This window comes from Sulfuriferula sp. GW1 (assembly GCF_047300855.1).
Lineage (GTDB): Bacteria > Pseudomonadota > Gammaproteobacteria > Burkholderiales > Sulfuriferulaceae > Sulfuriferula.
In genome coordinates this window covers 2,635,250-2,656,710 of record NZ_CP170197.1, presented here as the reverse complement: position 1 = coordinate 2,656,710, position 21,461 = coordinate 2,635,250, and the positions used below count along the sequence as shown (strand labels likewise).

Below are 21,461 nucleotides of genomic sequence, written 5' to 3'. Positions count from 1 at the left end.
AACAATGGATCTGGCCAAACTGATGGAAGTCCCCGGCGTAATGGCAGCGTTTACTTACACCGACAAAGGTGATCTGACCGGTCAGATGATCAAGGAAGGCAACGAGCTGACACCGCAGGTGCTGGATTTGCTGGCACACACCTGTGTCGCCAACATGGCGGTCGCCACCATGGAAGCGCGCGGCTGGGAAGCGCTTACCGGGCAAACAGGGTTTGAGCCGCTGCAGGGTTTTTCCCTGGTAGGACTGGATTGGTCGGCGGTCGTAAATGGTAATTGCGGCGTGGTGGTCAAAAACCGCGATGCCGATTACGAGGCAGCCTTCGCCGCTATTTCTGCCTGTACGGCATAGGAGCGAATATGTCGCTCAAACGAATTTTAGTACTGGATGGCGTGATTGCCGTGTGTCGTTTTCAGGACGATGGCACGATCCTCGAAGGCGAAGGCGTGATCCCGGCGGAAATGCAAGGTCGCCTGGCGCAGTTTGCGCAATGGTACCGTCGCATGGTGTCGGGCAATACCGACCTGTTTTCGCTGTTTTCCCAGATGCGCGGCTGGACTCCCGCCAAAGGCTGGATTGTGCATGGCGCCAATATGACAGTGTGCAATGTAGCCAACCTGGTGGCGATGGTGGATAACCGGGAAGCCTCCCTCAATGAAATCATGGCGGCGCTGGAAGACGCATCACACGAGTAAACCCACGTAGAAGGTGGCCGCAAAAATGCCGCCACTGGCGGCGTTTTTGCTTGTTTGCTACATTAGATGTTTTTATAAATCCATTTTTTTCATGCAAAGTGATCTCAAGGCGCTGGAATTTGACGGTATTCGCCGTATTCTTGAACGCCTGACTTTTTCCCCCTATGGTGCCGACGCGGCACGCAACCTGGAGCCAGCCCCCAATCTCGATATCGCACGCGAAATGCAGCGTGCCGTCAGCGCTGCGCGCGAGGCAACGGATGCCTATAAGCTGCCGCGCTTTAATCAGGTGCCGGATATCCGTCCGGCATTACGCCAGGCTGCACAACCTGGTGCCGCGCTGCCCGCCAGTGGGTTGCACAACTTGCGCCAAGTAATGCAGACCGGCCTGATGTTGCGCGAGCTGGTGAGTGTTTACCCCGCCTTATTCGCACGTATCAATGAGCTCAAGGCGCCCGCAGCGCTGGTCGAGGTGCTGGACAAAACCATCAGCCATGCCGGACGTTTGCGCGAAGATGCCACGCCCGCACTGGATGCCTTGCACAAGCAATACCATCAGGTGCGGCAGGAACTTGAGGAGCAGCTCAAGACACGCATGGCAAGCCCGGATGTGGCCAGCATGTTCGACGAAAACAGCCGGGTACATTGGCATGGCACACGTGCCGTATTGGCAGTGCGTGCCACCCACGCCGATCAGATGAAGGGGGTGCGGCGTGGATCGATTGGTGGTGGACGCGATATTCTGATTGAGCCGATCGAGGCGGTTGGACATAACAATCGCCTGGAAGCGTTCAATGGCCAGATCGAGGGACAGAATCAAATCGTGCTGCGCGCGGTGACTGATGAAGTGCGCGCTCATCTTGACGATTTGAACCGCCTGGTGGATGCGATTACCTGGCTGGATCTGGCGCTGGCCGCCGGACAATTTTCCGCAGCGCTCAACGCCAGCGCGCCAATGCTGGTGGATGAGCCAAAAGTGGTGCTCGAGCAGGCCTATCATCCGCAGTTATTGCTGCAATTTCAGGAAAAAAATATCGCCCGTCTGGTGCCGCTCAGTATCCGTCTGGGCGATGGGCAATCCATGATGGTGATTACCGGGCCCAACACCGGTGGCAAGACGGTAGTGCTGAAAACGGTCGGATTGCTGGCCACCATGGCCCATTGCGGCCTGCATCTGCCCTCAGAAGGTGATTGCATTATCGGTAATTTCAACCGGGTGATTGTGGATGTGGGCGATAAACAAAGTCTGCACAATCACCTGTCCACGTTTGCGGGGCACGTCGAGGTGCTGAAAAGGCTGCTGGATGAAGCCGATCAGCACACCCTGGTGTTGATGGATGAGTTGGGCACCGGCACCGATCCGGAGGAAGGCGCATCGCTTGCCATGGCTGTGCTGGATGAGCTTGCCAGCCGCCATGTGCATGGCATTGTGACCACCCACCTTACACCGCTCAAGACCTTCGCGGATGATCACGCCTATTTGTGTAATGCCTCGATGCGCTTCGATTATGCAAGCCTGTCGCCGACTTACGAGCTGGAGTTTGGCAAGTCCGGTCAGTCACTGGGTCTGATTATTGCCGAGAAAAACGGCTTGCCCGGCGATTTGGTGAATCGTGCGCGCAGTTATCTGACCCAGATTCATGCGGCCAAACAAAAGCCGGAATAAGACCGGAATCGACTATGGTTTTTTTGACCTGCCAGTCGATAACCATTAGTATTAAAGGTTCTACAAATTAGGCAGATTGGCCATAGTATGGAATTGACGGGCGCCGAAATTACCGTGCGCTGCCTGGCTGAGGAAGGAGTCGAATTTGTATTCGGCTATCCGGGCGGGGCAGTTCTCAATATATACGACGAGATTTTCAAACAGGATAAGTTCAAGCACGTTCTGGTGCGTCACGAGCAGGCTGCCGTGCACGGGGCAGACGGCTACGCGCGCTCCAGTGGCAAAGTAGGTGTGGCATTGGTCACTTCCGGCCCGGGGCTGACCAATGCCGTGACGGGTATTGCCACTGCCTACATGGATTCCATTCCCCTAGTGATCATCAGCGGCCAGGTGCCGGTCCCTGCCATTGGCATGGATGCGTTTCAGGAAGTGGACACGGTCGGCATCACGCGCCCCTGCGTCAAGCACAATTTCCTGGTGAAAGACATCAAGGATCTGGCAACGACGATCAAAAAGGCGTTCTACATTGCCGCCACCGGGCGCCCCGGCCCGGTGCTGGTGGATATCCCCAAGGATATTACCCAGCAAAGCCACGAATTCGCTTACCCGGAAACAGTGACCATGCGCTCCTATAGCCCGGTGGTTAAGGGCCATTCCGGGCAGATAAAAAAAGCTGTGCAAATGTTGCTCGAAGCCAAGCGCCCGATGATTTACGCGGGTGGCGGTGTGGTGTTGGGCAATGCGGCAGCCCAGCTGACTGAGCTTACCAAACTGCTGGGCTACCCCGTTACCAACACGCTGATGGGGTTGGGCGCTTATCCGGCGACGGATGCCCAGTTTCTGGGGATGCTCGGAATGCACGGCACTTACGAAGCCAACATGGCCATGCAGCACTGTGATGTGCTGCTGGCGGTGGGCGCACGTTTCGATGATCGCGTGATCGGTTCACCCGAACATTTTGCCCGCGATGCACGTCGCATCGTGCACATTGATATCGACCCGTCCTCCATTTCCAAGCGCGTCAAGGTGGATGTGCCGATTGTCGGGGATGTGGGCGGTGTGCTGGATGAGATGATCAAGCTCATCAAGGCCGGCAAGGAAAGGGCCGAAGCCAAGGCAATCAAGGCCTGGTGGACGCAGATCGAATTGTGGCGCGCCAAGAATTGCCTCAAATACAATCATGCCAGCCCCATTATCAAACCCCAGTTCGTGGTGGAAAAGCTGTGGGAAGTGACCGGCGGTGATGCTTTCGTGACCACCGACGTGGGGCAGCATCAGATGTGGGCGGCGCAGTACTATAAATTCGACCAGCCGCGCCGCTGGATTACCTCCGGTGGGCTTGGCACCATGGGTTTCGGCCTGCCTGCCGCGATGGGTGTTCAACTCGCTCATCCGGGTTCCGATGTGGCTTGTGTAACCGGCGAATCCAGTATCCAGATGTGCATACAGGAGCTGTCTACCTGCAAGCAGTATCATCTGCCGCTGAAAATCGTGAATCTGAATAATCGCTACATGGGTATGGTGCGCCAGTGGCAGGAATTCTTCTACGGGAACCGTTATGCCGAGTCCTACATGGATTCCCTGCCGGATTTTGTCAAACTCGCTGAGGCGTATGGGCATGTTGGCATGAAAATCGAGAAGCCCGCAGATGTGGAACCCGCGTTGCGCGAAGCGTTCGCAATGAAGGAGCGGCTGGTGTTCATGGATTTCATCACCGACCAGACCGAGAACGTGTTTCCGATGGTGCCGGGCGGCAAAGGCATCAGTGAAATGATCCTGGCGGAGGAGTTGTAACATGCGCCATATCATTTCACTGTTGATGGAGAACGAAGCGGGCGCCTTGTCGCGCGTGGCCGGGCTGTTTTCTGCGCGAGGTTACAACATTGAATCTCTGACCGTCGCGCCTACCGAGGACGCCACGCTGTCGCGCATGACCATTGTTACACGCGGCTCGGAAGACGTGATCGAACAGATCATCAAGCAGCTCAACAAGCTGATAGACGTGGTGAAAATCCTCGACCTGTCCGACGGCAGTCATATTGAACGCGAACTGATGCTGGTAAAAGTGCGCGCCTTCGGCAAGGATCGTGAAGAAATGAAGCGCATGGCGGAAATTTTTCGCGGGCGCATCATCGATGTAACTGAAAAAACCTACACGATTGAATTGACTGGACCAGGCTCAAAATTGGACGCCTTTATCGAGGCGCTTGACCAGTCAGCTATTCTGGAAACGGTACGTACTGGTGCTTCCGGCATCGGTCGCGGCGATCGCATTCTTAAAGTTTGATTTAACTTAACAAGGAACATGCTATGAAAGTTTATTACGATAAAGACGCCGACCTTTCCCTTATCAAAAAGAAAAAGGTCGCAATCATCGGTTATGGCTCGCAAGGCCACGCACATGCCAACAACCTGCAGGACTCCGGGGTTAAAGTGGTGGTCGGTCTGCGCAAGGACGGCGCTTCGTGGAACAAGGCCAAAAAAGCCGGGCTGGCAGTGAAGGATGTCGCCGAGGCCGTCAAGGGCGCGGATGTAGTGATGGTGCTGGTGCCGGATGAACAACAACCGGATGTGTATCGCAACGAAATTGAACCTAATCTGAAAAAAGGCGCAGTGCTGGCGTTCGCCCACGGCTTCAATGTCCATTACGGCCAGATCACCCCGCGCAAGGATGTGGACGTGGTGATGATTGCGCCCAAGGGCCCGGGTCATCTGGTGCGTTCTACCTACACTCAGGGTGGCGGCGTGCCTTCACTCATCGCCGTGCATCAGGATGTGTCCGGCAAGGCGCGCGACCTTGCGCTGTCGTATGCAGCAGCCAACGGCGGCACCAAGGGCGGCGTGATCGAAACTTCGTTCCGTGAAGAAACCGAAACCGACCTGTTCGGCGAGCAGGCAGTGCTGTGTGGCGGTTGCGTGGAGCTGGTGAAAGCCGGTTTCGAAACGCTGACCGAAGCCGGTTACGCACCTGAGATGGCCTACTTCGAATGCCTGCACGAGCTCAAGTTGATTGTCGACCTGATGTATGAGGGTGGCATCGCCAACATGAACTATTCCATTTCCAATAACGCCGAATATGGTGAGTATGTGACCGGTCCCAAGGTGATCGCCGATCAGGCACGTGCTGCCATGAAGCAGGCGCTGGCCAATATCCAGAACGGCGAATACGCCAAGAGCTTCATTCTGGAAAACAAGGCCGGTGCTGCAGGCATGCACGCCAAACGCCGTCAGAATGCGGAGCATCCGATCGAGATTGTGGGTGCCAAGCTGCGCGCCATGATGCCCTGGATTGGCAAAAACAAACTGGTGGATCAAGCCAAGAACTAATCAGTACAAACTGATCGGGGGGCACGGAGACGTCAGAACATTGTCGCTCCGTGCCTTTATTCATTTATTAAGCACGCTCAAAATTGAAAAACTATCCCCATCCCATTATTGCCCGTGAAGGGTGGCCGTTTCTGGCGGTTGCCGTGTTGATTTCCATTGTTGTAAGCGTATTCGCAGGCTGGCTGTGGGCATTGCCACTGTGGGTGATTACACTATTCATATTGCAGTTTTTTCGTGATCCACCACGGCTTATCCCGCAAGGCGAAAATCTGGTGTTGTGCCCGGCAGACGGGCGCGTGATCAAGGTGGAGCGCGTTACCGACCCTTATCTCAAACGTGAGGCGCAAATGGTGAGTGTGTTCATGAATGTGTTCAATGTGCACTCGAATCGCAGCCCGGTGGATGGCACGATTAAAAAGGTGTGGTACTTCCCGGGCAGTTTCGTGAATGCTTCTTTGGAGAAAGCTTCTGTCGCCAATGAGCGCAATGCCTTGTGGATCAAGACGAAATCGGGGCAGGATGTGACTTGCGTGCAAATCGCCGGGTTGGTGGCACGCCGTATCCTGTGTTATGTCAAAGCCAAGGATAAACTGACCCGGGGCCAGCGCTACGGCTTTATTCGATTCGGGTCACGTGTGGACGTCTATCTGCCGTTGACTGCGCGGATTAAAGTGGCCCTGGGTGACAAGGTAAGCGCCAGCAGCGACGTACTGGCTGAGCTATAAAGCAGACATGGCTGACAATCGTCCTCTCAAATCGATGAGCAAAGAACGCGCGCAGCGGCGCGGCATCTATCTGTTGCCCAATCTGTTTACCACGGGCGCCCTGTTTGCCGGGTTTTACGCGATCGTGCAGGCGATGAATGGCGCTTATGAATTGTCTGCCGTGGCGATTTTTATTGCCATGGTGCTGGACGGTCTGGATGGTAGGGTAGCGCGGCTCACCCATACCCAGAGCGCATTTGGCGCAGAGTATGACTCGCTGTCGGATATGGTTTCATTCGGTGTGGCGCCTGCACTGGTGGCCTATGTCTGGGCCCTCAAAGGCATGGGCAAACTGGGCTGGATTGCCGCCTTTATCTACTGTGTGGGTGCAGCGCTGCGTCTGGCGCGTTTCAACACTCAGCTGGAAGTGGCTGACAAGCGGTATTTTCAAGGTTTGCCAAGCCCGGCAGCTGCTGCCCTCATCGCCGGACTGGTCTGGGTGATGAATGAATATGGCGTTCAGGGTGCCGATGTGCGCTGGCTTGCCTTGGTCGTGACGCTATTCGCAGGGTTGACCATGGTCAGCAATATCCCCTACTACAGTGGCAAGGAAATCAATCTGCGCCGCAGTGTGCCCTTTGTGGTGGTATTCCTGATTGCGATGGCATTTGTGCTGGTTGCCTATAGTCCGCCCGATGTATTGTTTGCAATTGTCGGGCTGTATGCCCTGTCAGGCTATGCGATGTGGGTATGGCAATGGTGGCATCGCAGGCGCGCCAGGATTTCTGAAGCCAACAAATAAGAGCAAATGTTTGCTTAGTACCGGATGGAGTCTTTCATGAAGCAGGACCATTTAATCATTTTCGATACTACCCTGCGTGATGGCGAGCAAAGCCCGGGTGCTTCGATGACGCGCGAAGAAAAAGTACGCATCGCCCGCCAGCTCGAGCGGATGCGCGTGGATGTCATTGAGGCAGGATTCCCTGCAGCCTCCAATGGTGATTTCGAATCGGTCAAGGCGGTGGCGGATGCCATCAAGGATAGTACCGTATGTGGTTTGGCGCGGGCGCTGGAGCGCGACATCCAGCGTGCCGGTGAAGCGCTGCGCGGTGCCAGGTCGGCGCGCATTCATACCTTCATTGCCACCAGCGCCATCCACATGGAAAAAAAGCTGCGCATGAGTCCGGATCAGGTCATCGAGCAAGCGGTCAAGGCGGTCAAATGGGCACGTCAATATACCGATAACGTGGAATTTTCTCCCGAGGACGCCGGGCGTTCCGATCCGGATTTCCTGTGCCGTGTGCTGGAAGCGGTGATCGATGCCGGGGCCGGCACGCTGAATATCCCTGATACCGTTGGATATAGCATGCCTGGCCAGTTTGGCGAGCTGATCCGCGATCTGCGCAATCGTATCCCCAATGCCGACAAGGCGGTGTTCTCGGTGCATTGCCATAATGATCTGGGCCTGGCGGTGGCCAATTCACTGGCGGCGGTATTGAATGGCGCGCGCCAGGTGGAATGTACGATCAATGGCCTGGGCGAGCGCGCCGGCAATGCCGCGCTGGAAGAAGTGGTGATGGCAGTGCGTACCCGCCAGGATGTGTTCGGCTGCGAAACGCGTATCGATGCGACACAGATCATGCCTGCTTCGCGTCTGGTGTCCGGTATCACCGGTTTTGCGGTGCAACCGAACAAGGCCATCGTCGGTGCCAATGCATTTGCCCATGAATCCGGCATCCATCAGGATGGCGTGCTCAAACATCGCGAAACCTACGAAATCATGCGCGCCGAGGATGTGGGTTGGAGTGCGAACAAAATGGTGCTGGGCAAGCACTCGGGACGCAATGCATTTCGTACGCGCCTGACCGAACTGGGTATCGAACTGGGTTCGGAGGAGGCGCTCAATGCCGCTTTCGCCCGTTTCAAGGAGCTTGCCGACAAGAAACACGATATTTTCGATGAAGATTTGCAGGCACTGGTCAGCGACGAGGCAGCCGCCAATACTCTCGAGCTATTCAAGCTGGTATCGCTCAAGGTGTGTTCAGAAACGGGTGAGATTCCCAGCGCGCGCGTCGTGATTGCCGAAAATGGTCTGGAGAAAGATGGCAGCGCCATAGGGAGTGGTCCGGTAGATGCCGCATTTCGAGCATTGGAGTCCATCGTCAATAGCGGCGCCGAGTTGCAGCTCTATTCAGTGAACAACATCACTACCGGTACGGATGCGCAGGGTGAAGTGACCGTGCGGTTATCCAAAGGCGGCCGGATCGTGAATGGACAAGGCTCGGATACCGATATCGTGGTCGCTTCGGCCAAGGCTTACTTGCATGCGCTGAACAAGCTGCACAGCAAACTGGAACGAGCACATCCTCAGGTGTGACAAGTTTGCAGGTAAAGGGTTGGTCAGATTGAAGGGCCAAGCTTAACGGGCAATTGGTCCACGCGTTGCAGGCCGCCATGCGGTGTAGTAGCCTTGGAGTGATAGAGTGCGGTGTCAACTTTATCCAGTACGGCTTCCAGGCTGCGCCCATCTCGGGGCGCCTCGCCCATTCCGATGGTTGCGCTGCACTGATAGCCTTGCGCGGTGCACCAGTGAGCGAAAGCTGTCTGAATGCGCCGGGCAATTGCTTCACTCTGGTCAAGCGGAGTTTCCGGCATCAAAACGATAAATTCGTCGCCGCCGTAACGCGCCCTGATATCGCTGGCGCGGGTGTTTTCGAACAGGATGTCGGAAAAACGCCGCAATACCTGGTCGCCATGAGCGTGTCCGTGATCATCGTTGACGCGTTTGAACTGATCCAGATCCACAAACATCACGCTGGCCATGCCGCCATAGGTTGCAATGCGATCAAACAACGATGTGGCGGTTTCCACCAAGCCGCGGCGATTCATCAATCCGGTCAGCGTGTCCTGTTTGCTGCTGCGTTCCAGCAGATGCTGGGCGGTTTCAATCCGGCTCATCAGGACATAGGCGTAAATCAGAATAATGCTGCCGAACAGATTGAGAAAAATCATCCCGGCCGAGATGCCGTGTGTGCCGTAGGCGAAGCGAAAACTGAGTGCCAGCATGATAGCGAGAAAACTCCCTACCAGTGCTTCACCAAACATGCGCATCCCGTAACGCATGCCATTGCCCAGCACAATCATGATGAATACCACCAGCGATGGCGGAATATCATAGGGGTCATTCACCATGCTTGTGGCAACCAGCGCGATGTCCACCCACATCGCCAGGCGGTAACGCGCAGGATGAATAGGGTGACGCCATGCGTGATAAAACGCAGCCGTAGTGAACACAAAATAACTGGCGAAAATGATATTGAGCGTAGCGAGCGGTATATGCTCACCGGGAGTGATTGCCGGGATATTGAAAAATGACCATCCCAGCGCGCAAAAAAGATAGCGGGTCAGAAACTGAATACGCTGTTCGCCAAATGTAGGGAACCGCATCGTTGTATGGGGAGGATGTGGGCTGCGTCGTTCCTGCTCCCGCCGATCATCGGGCTCATGGCGGTCACTGGCACGGCGTAGCGGTGGGGTGTGTTCCATCCCGGGTGAACCTGGTGAATTATGATTGCGAAATCATCCCACTAATGATCACTATGGGCAAGGCGTCCGAGATCGCGTGCGTAGTAAATGGCGCTAAGAAAGAAAATGGTCGAGAGGGTAATTTCACCTCCGGCAAGCCATGCCGATAATCCTTGGTCCGACCAGGCCCGCACCACACCCTCGGTGAAGTAAAGCAGAATCAGCATGGAGGCCCACTGGTAGGTATAACGCTTGCCGCGCAGGATGCCGAACAGAGGAAATAGCAGAGGTAATACTTTAAGAATCAGCATCGAACCGCCGGGTTTGAGCGGTGCGAGCCAGCCTTCCCATGCCACCAGCAGGAATATCAGTGCGATCAGGCTGGCAATGCTGGCGTAATGTAGTACGACGATGCGCTTCATGCGCGGCATGCCTCGGCCATGGCAACCAGTGCGCTACGAGCACTTTGTGCATCCAGCACCGGCTGGTTGAAATCGAAGCGCAGCTGATGTGCGCCGGCACGCACATCGAATCCATCGGTATCGATTCCGATCATGTGTGCCGAGCTGGTATCCACGCCATGAAAATGGCGACAATAAGCCGCCAGGTTGTGCTGATGGTCCGTATTCATATGCGCGATGATCGCGTCCTCCTGAGCCGCCAGCTGGTTCTCTGGTGCGGCAAAACTGCTGACTTCGATCCAGTGGATCGCGCCAAAGCCGCCAATAAAACGGATATGCGCCGGCTCAATCCGGTAAAAGAAAAAATCATGGGTGGCAAAGTAATCGGCAGCTCCCGGAAAATAGCGCAAATAGCGTGCCCTGAGCGCAGTCTGATCTTCCATGCGGGTGCAATGGCCAACGATTGTCACCCGCGCGTTGGCTTGTATGTCGGTACTGGAATCGTGTGCCAGCAGGCTGACGCGTGGGTCTGCCGCGATATTCTTGGTATGCTCGGCCAGCGTGCTGATGAGGATGACCGGGCGTGCCTGATGATCCAGTACAAAAGGGGTAACCGAGCCGAACGGGTAGCCATCGAGTTTTTTCGATAGCGTAGACAGCACCCCGTGCTGTTGCCGGCGTAGCAAGCGTCGTGCGTCGATATTGCTCATACGGCCAGCTTCAATGCTGTTTGCGCGAGTCGCTTGCCGAGCGCGAATGCAAGTTTGCGTTCGTCTTCGCTGATCGGTCGATCGCCTTCCGCTCCGGCCACATGGCTGGCGCCGTAAGGCGTGCCGCCGCCGGCGGTAGCGGTGAGCTCGGGTTCGGTATAGGGGATGCCGAGCACTATCATGCCATGGTGCAGCAGTGGCATCATCATCGACAGCAGCGTGGTCTCCTGCCCGCCGTGCATGCTGGAAGTGGAGGTAAACACTGCCGCCGGTTTGCCTGCCAGCGCTCCTTTCATCCACAGCCCGGCTGTACCGTCCCAGAAATATTTCATGGGTGCTGCCATGTTGCCAAAACGCGTGGGGCTACCGAGCGCGACGCCGATGCATTGCTGCAGATCCTCCAGTTCAACATAGGGGGCACCGCTTTCCGGTACCGGTGGGGCTGCGGTTTGAGTGACGGACGCCACCTTGGGTACGGTGCGGATGCGCGCCTGTGCACCGGGCACGGAATCTATGCCGTGCGCGATAATCTGCGCCAGCTGTTTAACTGCGCCGTTCTGGCTGTAATAAAGTACGAGTATGTCTTGCATGGTAAATACCTCTTTTTCCATTCTGCATTATATCGTCTGGCGCTTGGCTGGATGCCCAGGACAATTTGGGCACCACTCAAAAGAATTCGTTCAGACCGGGTCGGGTGTCTTCAAATTTGCCGAAGGTGTGCAGTATTGATGATGGCGGGGTGTTTGGACAGGGCTGACCCGGATGTTGAATTTCCACAAACGCCTAGCTGATTTCCTGGAATTCAAATAAATCGAAGTTGTGGGTGTGTTCCAATACTTTGCCGGGCAGTATGCTGCTGTTGGTTGCCGCGCTTAATTCGAGCGGTATATCCGGAACGTAAACGCCGCGTGGTACCAAAAGCTGCTGAGGCAACTGCAGTATCGGGTTGGCTGGTAACAGCAAGGCTGGCTGATTGGTGCGGATTCGGCCTACTGCATTGCGTATCCATACCGGCTGTGGATTGGGTGACAACATTTGCAGGCCGAACTCAATCCGGTCGGCAGGGGAGTTACGCAACCAGCGCACCACGCCTATATTCCAGTGCGGTAGCTGGTGTGAGCGTACCGCCACCACCTCGCCCACTTTCAGATTGACGCTGGTGCTGTTGCGTTTATGCAGGGCCAGCCCACTGGCGCTGTCATTGGTCACGATCCAATGGGTCGCGATGGTGTCGGTACGATGGTTGCGGCCAAGCGCCGAAATGGTGCTGATGCTGATTTCGTCTGGGTCCAACGTGCCTTGTTGGGTGTTATCGGGCGTGGAGTGCGCAGCGAGCAGAAAGCCATGGATTGCCCGGATGCCGGTACAGAGTTCCGCCTCGTCATCGCTTCCACCGCGCCGGCTGAAATGCCGGCTTGGTTCGTGTCCCCAATTGCGTATCAGCCGCTGCAATAAACCCTGATAGGTAGCCTCGTCTGCATAAGCTGGCAATCCCAGTTGAGCTGCCGTTTTGCCTGACTTGAGAAGGCTGAATAACTGGTGGAGTCGACGTGCGAGTTCCAGGGTGTTGAACAAATAGTCACGGGCTGGATCAGTGGTGCCGGTATAACGGAATAATGGCAGCGGCGGCTGGTCCTTATCCGGGCTGATCAAAAAAAGGCCATTGGTCTGTACCGGTGTTGTCAGTGGCTGGGCCTGTGCAATGTCGCCATACAGTCTCAGCAGATCGAGCACTTTGCTGACCTCGCCCAGAGTCAGACGGTAGGGATCTGCCGTGGCAATCAGTAAGCACAGACGATAGAGTTGACTGACGCTGGCGGGAGGTGTGTCGGTGATGATGTCATCCTGTACATTCTGGTGAACGGCATAACGGTAGATTTGATGTATTTCTGACCACAGGCCGGTCGGGACATCCGCGTAGCCTTCGTAACACAAGGTCAGCAGGCGCGAATTGGCGGACAAAATGCGCTGCATGGTTTGCGTCTGATCCGGCTTGCTGCGGAAACTGAGAAGGCGTCCGCTGCTCGCCTGTAGCACTATCTTGTAACCGTTGGCTAATTCGATCAGGAGTTCGCGTGCCAGTGTTGCAAGCTGGTGCTGTTTTTCCGGCAATGGCAAGGCAGCGTCACTGATTTGCAGTTTAATGGCGCCAGTCAATGTGTGTACGGTGACGCGGTATAGTTCCAGCAGTTTCTGGCGGGAGTCATCTGCTATAGCCTGGCGGTTTTGTGCTGCGAGAGAGAGCCACAGTGCTTGCGCTGATTCATGCAAATTGGCAACAGGTAAACGATCCAGCCATGCTTGCAAGTGTTTGGGACGTGTTTCGGCGAGATGGCTTAAGCTTGGATCAGGAACAGGAAGCGCAAGATTGAGGTGCATGGGGCGCCGGATATTTGTTTTGGGTGTAGTGAGAAAATTCTAGGGCTTATCCGCCATTTTGTAAAACCGGTGTGTCGATAAACGGCAGGTCCAGCGGGTATAATGCCACGGATGAAAAAAACAAAATGGATTGAATGGTCCGGGGGTGCGATCGTGTGGGTGCTGCTGTCGTACGCCATTCACTACTGGTTGAGGTTGCAAATGCCTGCTGTCGGCACGCTGCAATTGAGCTACGGCCTGAGTTATGCTGTATTTGCTGTTCTGGTACTGGGCTCAGTGGCGCGACTGCGCATAACCGCTCAGGCACCGGTATGGCGCATGCTGGCATTGCTGGTCTCGACTGCTCTGGCGGCGCTGGAAATCCGACTGCAAGGCCATCCCCGGCAAGATTTTGTGATGTTGCTGGCGGCAGCGGTGGTGGGCGCATCTGCGATAATAATCATTGCCAGGTATTTGCCGCGCAAGGTTTTGCACCGTTGGTTTGGCATAGAGGAGCAAGTGTGAAATTCCTGGAATTAATGTTCGAGGCTGCATTGTGGCGCAGTCGGTATATGGTGGTGCTGGCAGTGGTGGCAAGCATGGCTGCTGCGGTGGCGGTCATGTACATGGCGACGGTGGATGTGGTGTATCTGGTCGGCCATGTCGTGCATTACGCGGATCCGGGTTTGTCGGCCGATGCGCGCAAGGCGATCCACGATGAGACAATTACCCATGTGGTGGAAGTGGTGGATGGCTATCTGCTCGCCACCTTCATGCTGATTTTTTCACTCGGCCTGTACGAGCTGTTCATCAGCGACATTGACGAGGCACACGGCAGCCGCGCGTCCAGCAAGATTCTGGTGATCAACAACCTGGATGACTTGAAACAACGTCTCGCCAAAGTCGTCCTGATGATTCTGATCGTCACCCTGTTCGAGAAGGCATTGCAAATACAGATGAACAATCCTTTGGACTTGCTTTATCTGGGCGCCGGTATTGCGCTGATCGGTGTGGCACTGTACTTCACCCATGCGGCAGAATCTCACGGCAAGGGGAGTGATGAGCCCGATGAGAAGGCTGGCTCTGGACACTCAGAGAGAAGCTAAAGACGGCCCAGCGTCATTGGGGCGTCTTTCATAATGCCTGTCAAACGGACGCGATCAGCCTCCCCCGCCGCCGCTCCCTTCGCCGTGCGCGGCTTGTAACACCAGGGCATTGAATTCGTCCTCGCTCATCAGTTTATGGGCGGTGACAATCTCGCGTACCGGCTTGCCGGTTTGCTCCGATTCCTTGGCAATTTCTGCCGCTCTCATATAGCCGATGCGGGTATTCAGCAGGGTCGCCAGTCCGACGCTGTCGTGGATGAAACGTTCGCAGCGCTCGCGGTTGACCACCAGTCCCTTGAGATTTTTCTCGGTGGTGGCGTTCATCGCGTTGGTGAGCCAGTCCATGGCATCGAACAGGGCCGAACCGAGCGCCGGCATCATCACGTTGAGTTCCAGTTGCCCGGCCTGAGTCATGTAGGCTACGGCAGCGTCCTGCCCCAACACCTGATAGCACACCTGGTTCAGCATTTCGAACATTACCGGATTGACCTTGCCGGGCATGATGGAAGAGCCGGGCTGCACCGGCGGCAGGGTGATCTCGCCCAGCCCGGTGCGCGGACCGGAAGCCAGCAGGCGCAGATCGTTGGCGATACGGGTCAGTTCCAGGGCCAGCCCGCGCAGCGCAGCGGACAGCGCCTGCATGTCGAACATGGATTGCATTTGCGCAGCCAGATCGCCCACGCCGATGGCTTCCCCGGTCAGCGCAGCCAGTTCGGCGGCTACGCGATCCGCGTAGTCGGGTGAGGTATTCAGCCCGGTACCCGCAGCCGACCCTCCCAGACCGGTCTGGCACAGTAGCGGGCGTACGGCGGCAAGGTTGGTTGCGGCGCGGCGCAGGGTCCAGGCGTAGGCGGCGAACTCGCGGCCGATGGTGGTCGGCACCGCATCCTGTAAATGAGTGCGGCCGCTTTTGACGGTGTCGTGCTCGCGCCCGGCAATCTGCTCTAACACGGCTGCCATGGATTCGCTGGCCGCCAGCAGGCGCGGCAGCTTGGCCAGCAGTGCCAGGCGAATCGCGGTGGGGATGGTGTCGTTGGTGCTCTGCCCCATGTTGACATGGTCATTGGGGTGGATCGGTGCGTACTGGCCTTTTTCACCTCCCAGCGCTACGTTGGCAAGGTTGGCGATGACTTCGTTGCTGTTCATGTTGTGGCTGGTGCCCGCACCCGCCTGAAAGCGGTCTACCACGAACTGATCCAGCAGTTCGCCTGCCAGGATGCGCTCGCACGCGCTGGCGATGGCATCGCGCTGGGTGGGAGTGAGCCAGTCCGACTGGCAGTTGGCGCGTGCCGCGGCGAGCTTGATTTGCACATGGGCACGGATGAAGTCGGTATCCGGCATGCGCCCCGATATTGGGAAATTTTCCACTGCGCGCGCAGTCTGGATGCCATACCAGGCGTCGGCCGGAACTTTAAACTTTCCCAGCGAGTCTTGTTCAATGCGATAGTCGGTCATGGTTTAATGGCGGGCAATTTAAACAAATTTGCAATTATAGGAGTTTATGCATGTTGAAACGAATTTTGCTGTTACTGGCCATGCTCGCAGTGACCACCACTGCCTCTGCATTCAGCCTGACCGACAGCAAGGGCAAGGTGCACACGCTGGAAAGCTACAAGGGGAAGTGGGTGCTGGTGAATTTCTGGGCGACCTGGTGTCCGCCTTGCCTTGACGAGATACCTGCCTTGAGTGCACTGCACGACAAGTACAAAAACTCGCGGCTGGAGGTGATCGGCATCGCCATGGAATACCAGAATCCTAAACAGGTGCTGGATTTTGCCGATAGTATGTTTATCAGCTATCCAATTGTGTTGGGAAACTCTAAGATTGCCGCACAGTTCGGTCCGCTACAGGGTTTGCCAACCACTTATCTGTATAACCCGGAGGGTAAGTTGGTTGCCTATCAGGTGGGCGGGATTACCCAACAGGCTGTGGAAAGTTATATCAATAGCAAAAGTACAGTAAAAAAATAACCACCCGCAAAATGCGGGGGAATGAAGGAGACGACAGATGCTACGCGTGCTAGGTTTGGCCTTGCTGCTGTTTGCCACTACGACCATTGCCGAGGTGCGCGATGTGCAGACCTATTTTTTCCAGCCCAAGCTGGGAGATTTCAAAAGTGAACTGCAAACCGCGCGTAAGGAAGGCAAGACCGGCGTGCTCATCATGTTTCAGATGGCCGATTGTCCATTTTGCGAACGCATGAAATCCACTGTTCTCAACCAGTCCGAGGTGCAGGATTATTACCGCAAACATTTCCTGGTGTTCGAGATGGATGTGAAAGGCGATACACCCATGGTTGATTTCAAGGGCGTCAATACCACCGAGAAAGACTTTGCACTTAAAAACCGTGCCCGTGCTACACCCACTTTCTTGTTTTTCGATACCCATGGCGATCTGATTACCCGTTACATTGGTGTTACCAAAGACGCGAATGAATTCCTGTTGCTTGGACGCTACGTGGTGGACGGTGTCTATAAGGACAAGCCGTTTGCAGCCTACAAACAGCAAGCGCAGCAATGATTCATCCGCGTCATCTCTTTGCGGCCACGATGCTGGCCGGTGCGGTGGCGATGGGAGTACCGGCCCACGCATTGACCTTGGCCGAAGCGCTCGCTGCAGTGGATGCGCAGCATCCTGATTTACGCACTGCCCAAGCGGATCTTGCCGCAGCACAGGCAGATGAGCAGGCTGCGGCTGCGCGGCGTGACCTGACTGTCAGCTTTGAGGGGATATTGCGTCAGGGGCGCCCCACTGTTGGATCGGATGCATGGAGTGCTGACAACAGCGCACGTATCGTGGCGCGTAAAAATGTGTATGATTTTTCGCGCACCGAATATTCCCTGGGTGCGGCTCGTGCTGAGGTAAACGCGCGTGAAGACGCCTTGCTCGATACGCGCGACCAGCGCCGTTTAAACATCATGTCGCGTTATTTCGACGTGCTGCTCGCCGACCAGCAATATGCGGCCGACAATGAATTCATGGCGGTGGCTTATGTCGCGATGGATAACGCGCGCGACCGCGTTAAAGTCGGGCAAATGTCACGTCCCGATTTTGCCATACTGGAGGCGCGTTACCAGGATCTGCGTGAAAAGCGCAACGCCAGCCTGGCACAGCAACGCATCACACGGGCGTTGTTGGCAAATGCCCTTAACCGTCCAGACGTTCTGGCTTCCGACCTTGAAGATCCCAAGTTGCCCAATAACAATGCAAAGCTGCCCGAATATGAAACACTGCTGCCTTGGGTGCTGGCGCACAATCACCTGATGCTGGCTCAGTTGCAATTGCTGGCGGCCGCGCAGCAGCGTCTGGCTGGTTTGCGTCATGAGACTTCCCCCAGCCTGGATGCGGAAATGGTGGCAGCGGATTACAGCCGCACTTCGATTACGCGCGATAGTGTCAGTGCTGGGCTGATCCTGTCATGGCCGCTTTATCAGGGTAGGCGTGTGGATGCCCGTATCGCGCGTGAACAGGCGCAGTTTCAGAAACTGCAGGCGGGTGCTGACAAACTTCGTATGCAGATAGCACAAAGTTTGTTGGAAACACTGCTGGAAATCCAGCAGTTGCAGGGTAGCAGCCGGCCTGCAGCCGAGGAGCAGATCAAATACCGCGACGTGGCACTGGACCGCAGTCGCGCCGATTACGAACTCGAGCTTAAAACCAATCTGGGTGACAGCATGGCGCAGACTTTGGTCGCTTCACTGCGGGCACGTCGCGTGGAATATCGGCTGGCGCTGGCGCTGGCCCGGCTGGAGGCATTGGCGGGCAAGCCGCTGGCTGACATCGTGGCGCTGGCGGATAAACAACCAAAAGGATAGGTTTTATGAAAGCTTTATGGGCACTGGTATTACTACTGGGCTGCACGTCTGCATGGGCGGGGGAGGCTACCCGATTACATGGCATACCGCTTACCACACCGGTTTCTGGCGTAGTCAAAAGCGTATTTGTCAGCGTGGGTCAGCGGGTCAAAAAAGGCCAGCCATTAGTGGCGCTGGATGACACCATTTATCAGGCGCGAGTCATGGAAGCCGAGGCAGGTGTCGCACGCGCCAAGGAAGAAGGCCTGGATGCCGAGCGCGATCTGGGGCGTGCCAAAGAGTTATACAGTCGTGCGGTGAGTTCAACCACCGAACTGGATGCAGCCAAACTGCGCAAAGCCCGAGCGGATGCCATGACGAAAGAAGCGCAGGCCCGTCTCATCATCGCACGTAAAAATCAGCAGGACAGCATATTGCGGGCCCCGTTTGATGGGGTGGTGAGCGCGCGGCTGGTCGAGCCTGGCATGTATGTGGCGACTACGCTACAACCACCGACGCTGATTGTGCTGGAGAAACGCTAAGATTAGTGTACTGTTTCACACTAAACGGCACTTACAGCGTTCCCCTGATGGGTCAGCTGCAAGGCGCGTTTGCGCAGCCATAGCTGTTCTATGGCAAGTAAACGCAACGCCGCAGATGACCCATCAGGGGCGCGCCCGCAGGGAGCCACCCAAAAACGCCCTGCCCACGTTGCGGCGCTTGACAAGGGAATGGCCATTGCCTGCGCGCCGCGCCTTGTCAGGGCGTTTTTGGGTGGCTCTGTAAGTGCCGTTTAGTGTGAAACAGTACACTAGCTACGCGGAGGAATAGCGTTCTGCGCTGTCTTGGTGAAGGGACGGAAGGTCCAGTGTTTTTGCCAGGCGGATAGCACCATGGCCGGATATTCCGGCTTGCCTAAACTGCCATTGTAGCGACCCAGAGCGCGGTATAGATTGCCTTTTTCGATATCCAGATAGAGCCGCAGGATATTGCAGCCGTAGCGCAGATTGGTACGCAGGTGAAACAAATCCTGGTTGGGTGTGCCAACGGTTTTTACCCAGAATGGCATGACTTGCATGTAGCCACGTGCTGACACGCTGGAAATCGCATACTTCTTGAAACCGGACTCCACTTCTATCAGTCCCAATATCATTTCAGGGTCGAGTCCGGCGCGGGTAGCCTCGTAATAGACTGTATTCAGAAAATCCACCCGTTGCCCGGGATCGGGCATGCGTTTGCTGAGGCGTTGTGACATTTCGGCCAGCCACGCCTGACCATGCGGGTTGTCGAGAAAACTGACATGTGTGACGGGAGAATCCGCGACTGATTTGCCCAGAGCGGCGCGCACGCTGGCCGACATCGGCTCATAAATCTGGCCGCCTGCATGCGCAGCCATTGCCACCAGCAGAGCGCTCGCGGCGATCAGGCTTTTACCAAAAATATCAAGTATTTTCAATTTATTGTGCCAAGAGTTGGGTCAAAAATCCGCTCATTTCAGCGACCGGAATAGTACGAGCCGCGTCATCGCGCCGCCCCTGATATTCAATCAGGCCGTCTTTCAGGCCGCGTTCGCCGATCACCACGCGATGAGGGATGCCGATCAGTTCCATGTCGGCAAACATTACACCTGGGCGCTCATTGCGGTCATCCATTAATACGTCAATGCCAGCCTGAAGCAATTCCCTGTAGAGATTATCGGCAGTTTCGCGCACAACTTCACTTTTTTGATAACCGACAGGCACAATTGCCAGCAAAAATGGTGCCATCGTTTCGGGCAGCATCATGCCGCGCGCGTCGAAATTCTGCTCGATGGCGGCGGCAACAATACGCGATACGCCAATGCCATAGCAGCCCATTTCCATGGTCTGTGCTTTACCCGCCTCATCCAGATAGCTGCATCCCATGGCTTCGGAATATTTGGTGCGCAATTGGAAAATATGGCCGACTTCAATCCCCCTGCAAATATCCAGCGCACCTTTGCCGTCGGGGCTGGGGTCGCCTGCGACGGCGTTACGGATGTCCGCTACATCGGGTTCGGGCAGATCGCGGGCAAAGTTGACACCAGTCAAATGAAAGCCGTCCTCATTGGCGCCGCACACAAAATCAGCCATCGCTGCCACCGCGCGATCGGCAATGACGGGGATGTTCAATCCCACCGGCCCAATCGAACCGGCGCTACAACCCGCCACCGAGCGTACCTGGGCCTCGCTGGCAAAACGGATCTCCTGACCGATGAGTTTGGCGGCTTTGACCTCGTTCAACTGATGATCGCCGCGCAACAGCAGCGCCACCGGGCCTTCTGCGCCTTCCACAATAAGCGTTTTCACGGTTTTGGCTGGGGGAATTTTGAGGAAATCAGCGATTTCTTCAATGCTATGCTGGCCTGGTGTCGGAATTTTTGACAGTGCTTGCGTGGCCGCTGGACGTGGAGTGAGTGGCGTCATCGCTTCCGCCAGTTCCACGTTAGCCGCATAGTCGGAATCCGGGTTGTACGCTATCGCGTCCTCGCCCGAATCAGCCAGCACGTGGAATTCATGCGAGCCGGAACCGCCAATTGCGCCGGTATCGGCCGCCACGGCTCGAAATTTCAACCCGAGCCGGGTGAAAATGCGTGTATAGGCCTCGTACATGGCTTGGTAAGTTTGCTCCAAGCTGGCGAAATCGTCATGAAAAGAATAGGCGTCCTTCATCATGAACTCGCGTGCGCGCATCACGCCGAAACGCGGGCGAATCTCGTCGCGGAATTTGGTCTGGATCTGGTAAAAATTCAGCGGCAGTTGACGGTAGCTTTTGATCTCGCGGCGCGCGATGTCGGTAATGACTTCCTCGTGAGTGGGCCCGAAGCAGAAATCACGTTCGTGACGGTCCTTGATTTTCAGCATCTGCGGGCCAAATACATCCCAACGCCCGGTTTCCTGCCACAATTCGGCAGGCTGCACCGCAGGCATCAGCAATTCAATTGCACCTGCCTTGTTCATTTCCTCGCGCACCACGGCCTCGACCTTGCGCAATACGCGCAAACCCAACGGCATCCATGTGTATAAACCGGAACCCAGTCGTTTGATGAAACCCGCGCGCAGCATCAGGCGATGGCTGATGAGTTCAGCTTCGGACGGCGCTTCTTTCAGGGTGGAAAGGAAAAATTGTGAGACGCGCATGGTGTAAGCTATCCGGTTG

The 21,461-nt window shown here is 56.0% G+C and carries 23 protein-coding genes; 15 read left to right on the top strand and 8 right to left on the bottom strand.

The annotated features are described in order from the left end of the window. Window positions 1–4: 4 nt before the first annotated feature. The 9 genes from ACFDAU_RS13165 (at window position 5) to ACFDAU_RS13125 (ending at window position 8,767) form a co-directional block, all read left to right on the top strand. Window positions 5–349 (top strand): DUF2173 family protein, encoded by a 345-nt coding sequence (locus tag ACFDAU_RS13165; RefSeq protein ID WP_413437353.1) that lies wholly within the window; start codon window positions 5–7, stop codon window positions 347–349. Window positions 350–357: 8 nt separating this feature from the next. Continuing rightward, window positions 358–693, top strand: coding sequence for a DUF2173 family protein (locus tag ACFDAU_RS13160; protein WP_413437352.1), 336 nt, complete (start codon window positions 358–360; stop codon window positions 691–693). A 91-nt stretch (window positions 694–784) separates the two neighbouring features. Continuing rightward, complete coding sequence (locus tag ACFDAU_RS13155) at window positions 785–2,359, top strand: endonuclease MutS2 (RefSeq protein ID WP_413437351.1); 1,575 nt, start codon at window positions 785–787, stop codon at window positions 2,357–2,359. A gap of 87 nt (window positions 2,360–2,446) precedes the next feature. Further along, window positions 2,447–4,153, top strand: coding sequence for an acetolactate synthase 3 catalytic subunit (locus ACFDAU_RS13150; protein WP_413437350.1), 1,707 nt, complete (start codon window positions 2,447–2,449; stop codon window positions 4,151–4,153). A 1-nt stretch (window position 4,154) separates the two neighbouring features. After that, complete coding sequence (gene ilvN, locus ACFDAU_RS13145) at window positions 4,155–4,646, top strand: acetolactate synthase small subunit (protein ID WP_124704827.1); 492 nt, start codon at window positions 4,155–4,157, stop codon at window positions 4,644–4,646. Between the two features lie 23 nt (window positions 4,647–4,669). After that, on the top strand, window positions 4,670–5,686 hold the full coding sequence (gene ilvC, locus ACFDAU_RS13140; protein WP_413437349.1) for a ketol-acid reductoisomerase: 1,017 nt from the start codon (window positions 4,670–4,672) through the stop codon (window positions 5,684–5,686). Window positions 5,687–5,769: 83 nt separating this feature from the next. Next, window positions 5,770–6,411, top strand: coding sequence for a phosphatidylserine decarboxylase (locus ACFDAU_RS13135; protein WP_413437348.1), 642 nt, complete (start codon window positions 5,770–5,772; stop codon window positions 6,409–6,411). Between the two features lie 7 nt (window positions 6,412–6,418). Continuing rightward, window positions 6,419–7,192: a CDP-diacylglycerol--serine O-phosphatidyltransferase gene (pssA, locus tag ACFDAU_RS13130; RefSeq protein WP_413437347.1), complete on the top strand. Its 774-nt coding sequence runs from the start codon at window positions 6,419–6,421 to the stop codon at window positions 7,190–7,192. A 36-nt stretch (window positions 7,193–7,228) separates the two neighbouring features. Beyond that, window positions 7,229–8,767, top strand: a complete 1,539-nt coding sequence (locus ACFDAU_RS13125) for a 2-isopropylmalate synthase (RefSeq protein WP_413437346.1) — start codon at window positions 7,229–7,231, stop codon at window positions 8,765–8,767. A 23-nt stretch (window positions 8,768–8,790) separates the two neighbouring features. On the opposite strand, the gene ACFDAU_RS13120 is transcribed toward ACFDAU_RS13125, so the two are convergent. The 5 genes from ACFDAU_RS13120 to ACFDAU_RS13100 form a co-directional block, all read right to left on the bottom strand. Continuing rightward, on the bottom strand, window positions 8,791–9,837 hold the full coding sequence (locus ACFDAU_RS13120) for a GGDEF domain-containing protein (RefSeq protein WP_413437345.1): 1,047 nt from the start codon (window positions 9,835–9,837) through the stop codon (window positions 8,791–8,793). A 140-nt stretch (window positions 9,838–9,977) separates the two neighbouring features. Next, window positions 9,978–10,337, bottom strand: coding sequence for a DUF2069 domain-containing protein (locus tag ACFDAU_RS13115; protein ID WP_413437344.1), 360 nt, complete (start codon window positions 10,335–10,337; stop codon window positions 9,978–9,980). Then, window positions 10,334–11,026, bottom strand: a complete 693-nt coding sequence (locus ACFDAU_RS13110; RefSeq protein WP_413437343.1) for a HugZ family protein — start codon at window positions 11,024–11,026, stop codon at window positions 10,334–10,336. Before ACFDAU_RS13110 ends, ACFDAU_RS13115 begins: the two co-directional genes overlap by 4 nt. Next, the gene (gene wrbA / locus ACFDAU_RS13105; RefSeq protein ID WP_413437342.1) at window positions 11,023–11,616 is read right to left on the bottom strand and encodes an NAD(P)H:quinone oxidoreductase; all 594 of its coding nucleotides are present in this window, start codon (window positions 11,614–11,616) and stop codon (window positions 11,023–11,025) included. Before wrbA ends, ACFDAU_RS13110 begins: the two co-directional genes overlap by 4 nt. A gap of 193 nt (window positions 11,617–11,809) precedes the next feature. Further along, window positions 11,810–13,405: a hypothetical protein gene (locus ACFDAU_RS13100; RefSeq protein WP_413437341.1), complete on the bottom strand. Its 1,596-nt coding sequence runs from the start codon at window positions 13,403–13,405 to the stop codon at window positions 11,810–11,812. Between the two features lie 111 nt (window positions 13,406–13,516). Between ACFDAU_RS13100 and ACFDAU_RS13095 the strand changes: the two genes are divergently transcribed. Further along, entirely contained in the window at window positions 13,517–13,909 is a 393-nt protein-coding gene (locus ACFDAU_RS13095; RefSeq protein ID WP_413437340.1) for a hypothetical protein, read from the top strand. Next, complete coding sequence (locus tag ACFDAU_RS13090; RefSeq protein ID WP_413437339.1) at window positions 13,906–14,490, top strand: YqhA family protein; 585 nt, start codon at window positions 13,906–13,908, stop codon at window positions 14,488–14,490. The genes ACFDAU_RS13095 and ACFDAU_RS13090 overlap by 4 nt, the downstream gene beginning before the upstream one ends. Before the next feature lie 54 nt (window positions 14,491–14,544). Here ACFDAU_RS13090 and ACFDAU_RS13085 read toward each other — a convergent pair whose 3' ends face one another. Beyond that, window positions 14,545–15,945, bottom strand: coding sequence for an aspartate ammonia-lyase (locus tag ACFDAU_RS13085; protein WP_413437338.1), 1,401 nt, complete (start codon window positions 15,943–15,945; stop codon window positions 14,545–14,547). A gap of 50 nt (window positions 15,946–15,995) precedes the next feature. Here ACFDAU_RS13085 and ACFDAU_RS13080 point away from each other — a divergent pair, with 50 nt between their 5' ends. From ACFDAU_RS13080 to ACFDAU_RS13065, 4 genes are read left to right on the top strand one after another with little or no spacing between them, the layout of a single operon-like run. Continuing rightward, entirely contained in the window at window positions 15,996–16,460 is a 465-nt protein-coding gene (locus ACFDAU_RS13080; RefSeq protein ID WP_413437337.1) for a TlpA family protein disulfide reductase, read from the top strand. Between the two features lie 37 nt (window positions 16,461–16,497). After that, window positions 16,498–17,010: a thioredoxin family protein gene (locus ACFDAU_RS13075; RefSeq protein ID WP_413437336.1), complete on the top strand. Its 513-nt coding sequence runs from the start codon at window positions 16,498–16,500 to the stop codon at window positions 17,008–17,010. After that, window positions 17,007–18,305 (top strand): TolC family protein, encoded by a 1,299-nt coding sequence (locus tag ACFDAU_RS13070; protein WP_413437335.1) that lies wholly within the window; start codon window positions 17,007–17,009, stop codon window positions 18,303–18,305. Before ACFDAU_RS13075 ends, ACFDAU_RS13070 begins: the two co-directional genes overlap by 4 nt. Window positions 18,306–18,310: 5 nt before the next feature. Then, on the top strand, window positions 18,311–18,826 hold the full coding sequence (locus ACFDAU_RS13065; protein WP_413437334.1) for an efflux RND transporter periplasmic adaptor subunit: 516 nt from the start codon (window positions 18,311–18,313) through the stop codon (window positions 18,824–18,826). A 269-nt stretch (window positions 18,827–19,095) separates the two neighbouring features. Here the strand turns inward: ACFDAU_RS13065 and ACFDAU_RS13060 are convergent, their stop codons facing one another. Then, on the bottom strand, window positions 19,096–19,680 hold the full coding sequence (locus ACFDAU_RS13060) for a lytic transglycosylase domain-containing protein (RefSeq protein ID WP_413439547.1): 585 nt from the start codon (window positions 19,678–19,680) through the stop codon (window positions 19,096–19,098). A 61-nt stretch (window positions 19,681–19,741) separates the two neighbouring features. Then, entirely contained in the window at window positions 19,742–21,442 is a 1,701-nt protein-coding gene (locus ACFDAU_RS13055; RefSeq protein WP_413437333.1) for a proline--tRNA ligase, read from the bottom strand. Window positions 21,443–21,461: the final 19 nt, after the last annotated feature.

Coding starts and splice junctions, on each gene's coding strand:
- ACFDAU_RS13085 (WP_413437338.1), bottom strand. CDS start 15,945: ATGACCGACTATCGCATTGAACAAGACTCGCTGGGAAAGTTTAAAGTT.
- ACFDAU_RS13165 (WP_413437353.1), top strand. CDS start 5: ATGGATCTGGCCAAACTGATGGAAGTCCCCGGCGTAATGGCAGCGTTT.
- ACFDAU_RS13125 (WP_413437346.1), top strand. CDS start 7,229: ATGAAGCAGGACCATTTAATCATTTTCGATACTACCCTGCGTGATGGC.
- ACFDAU_RS13055 (WP_413437333.1), bottom strand. CDS start 21,442: ATGCGCGTCTCACAATTTTTCCTTTCCACCCTGAAAGAAGCGCCGTCC.
- ACFDAU_RS13075 (WP_413437336.1), top strand. CDS start 16,498: ATGCTACGCGTGCTAGGTTTGGCCTTGCTGCTGTTTGCCACTACGACC.
- wrbA (WP_413437342.1), bottom strand. CDS start 11,616: ATGCAAGACATACTCGTACTTTATTACAGCCAGAACGGCGCAGTTAAA.
- ACFDAU_RS13120 (WP_413437345.1), bottom strand. CDS start 9,837: ATGCGGTTCCCTACATTTGGCGAACAGCGTATTCAGTTTCTGACCCGC.
- ilvC (WP_413437349.1), top strand. CDS start 4,670: ATGAAAGTTTATTACGATAAAGACGCCGACCTTTCCCTTATCAAAAAG.
- ACFDAU_RS13155 (WP_413437351.1), top strand. CDS start 785: ATGCAAAGTGATCTCAAGGCGCTGGAATTTGACGGTATTCGCCGTATT.
- ilvN (WP_124704827.1), top strand. CDS start 4,155: ATGCGCCATATCATTTCACTGTTGATGGAGAACGAAGCGGGCGCCTTG.
- ACFDAU_RS13065 (WP_413437334.1), top strand. CDS start 18,311: ATGAAAGCTTTATGGGCACTGGTATTACTACTGGGCTGCACGTCTGCA.
- ACFDAU_RS13080 (WP_413437337.1), top strand. CDS start 15,996: ATGTTGAAACGAATTTTGCTGTTACTGGCCATGCTCGCAGTGACCACC.
- ACFDAU_RS13115 (WP_413437344.1), bottom strand. CDS start 10,337: ATGAAGCGCATCGTCGTACTACATTACGCCAGCATTGCCAGCCTGATC.
- ACFDAU_RS13070 (WP_413437335.1), top strand. CDS start 17,007: ATGATTCATCCGCGTCATCTCTTTGCGGCCACGATGCTGGCCGGTGCG.
- pssA (WP_413437347.1), top strand. CDS start 6,419: ATGGCTGACAATCGTCCTCTCAAATCGATGAGCAAAGAACGCGCGCAG.
- ACFDAU_RS13110 (WP_413437343.1), bottom strand. CDS start 11,026: ATGAGCAATATCGACGCACGACGCTTGCTACGCCGGCAACAGCACGGG.
- ACFDAU_RS13060 (WP_413439547.1), bottom strand. CDS start 19,680: ATGGCTGCGCATGCAGGCGGCCAGATTTATGAGCCGATGTCGGCCAGC.
- ACFDAU_RS13100 (WP_413437341.1), bottom strand. CDS start 13,405: ATGCACCTCAATCTTGCGCTTCCTGTTCCTGATCCAAGCTTAAGCCAT.
- ACFDAU_RS13160 (WP_413437352.1), top strand. CDS start 358: ATGTCGCTCAAACGAATTTTAGTACTGGATGGCGTGATTGCCGTGTGT.
- ACFDAU_RS13095 (WP_413437340.1), top strand. CDS start 13,517: ATGAAAAAAACAAAATGGATTGAATGGTCCGGGGGTGCGATCGTGTGG.
- ACFDAU_RS13150 (WP_413437350.1), top strand. CDS start 2,447: ATGGAATTGACGGGCGCCGAAATTACCGTGCGCTGCCTGGCTGAGGAA.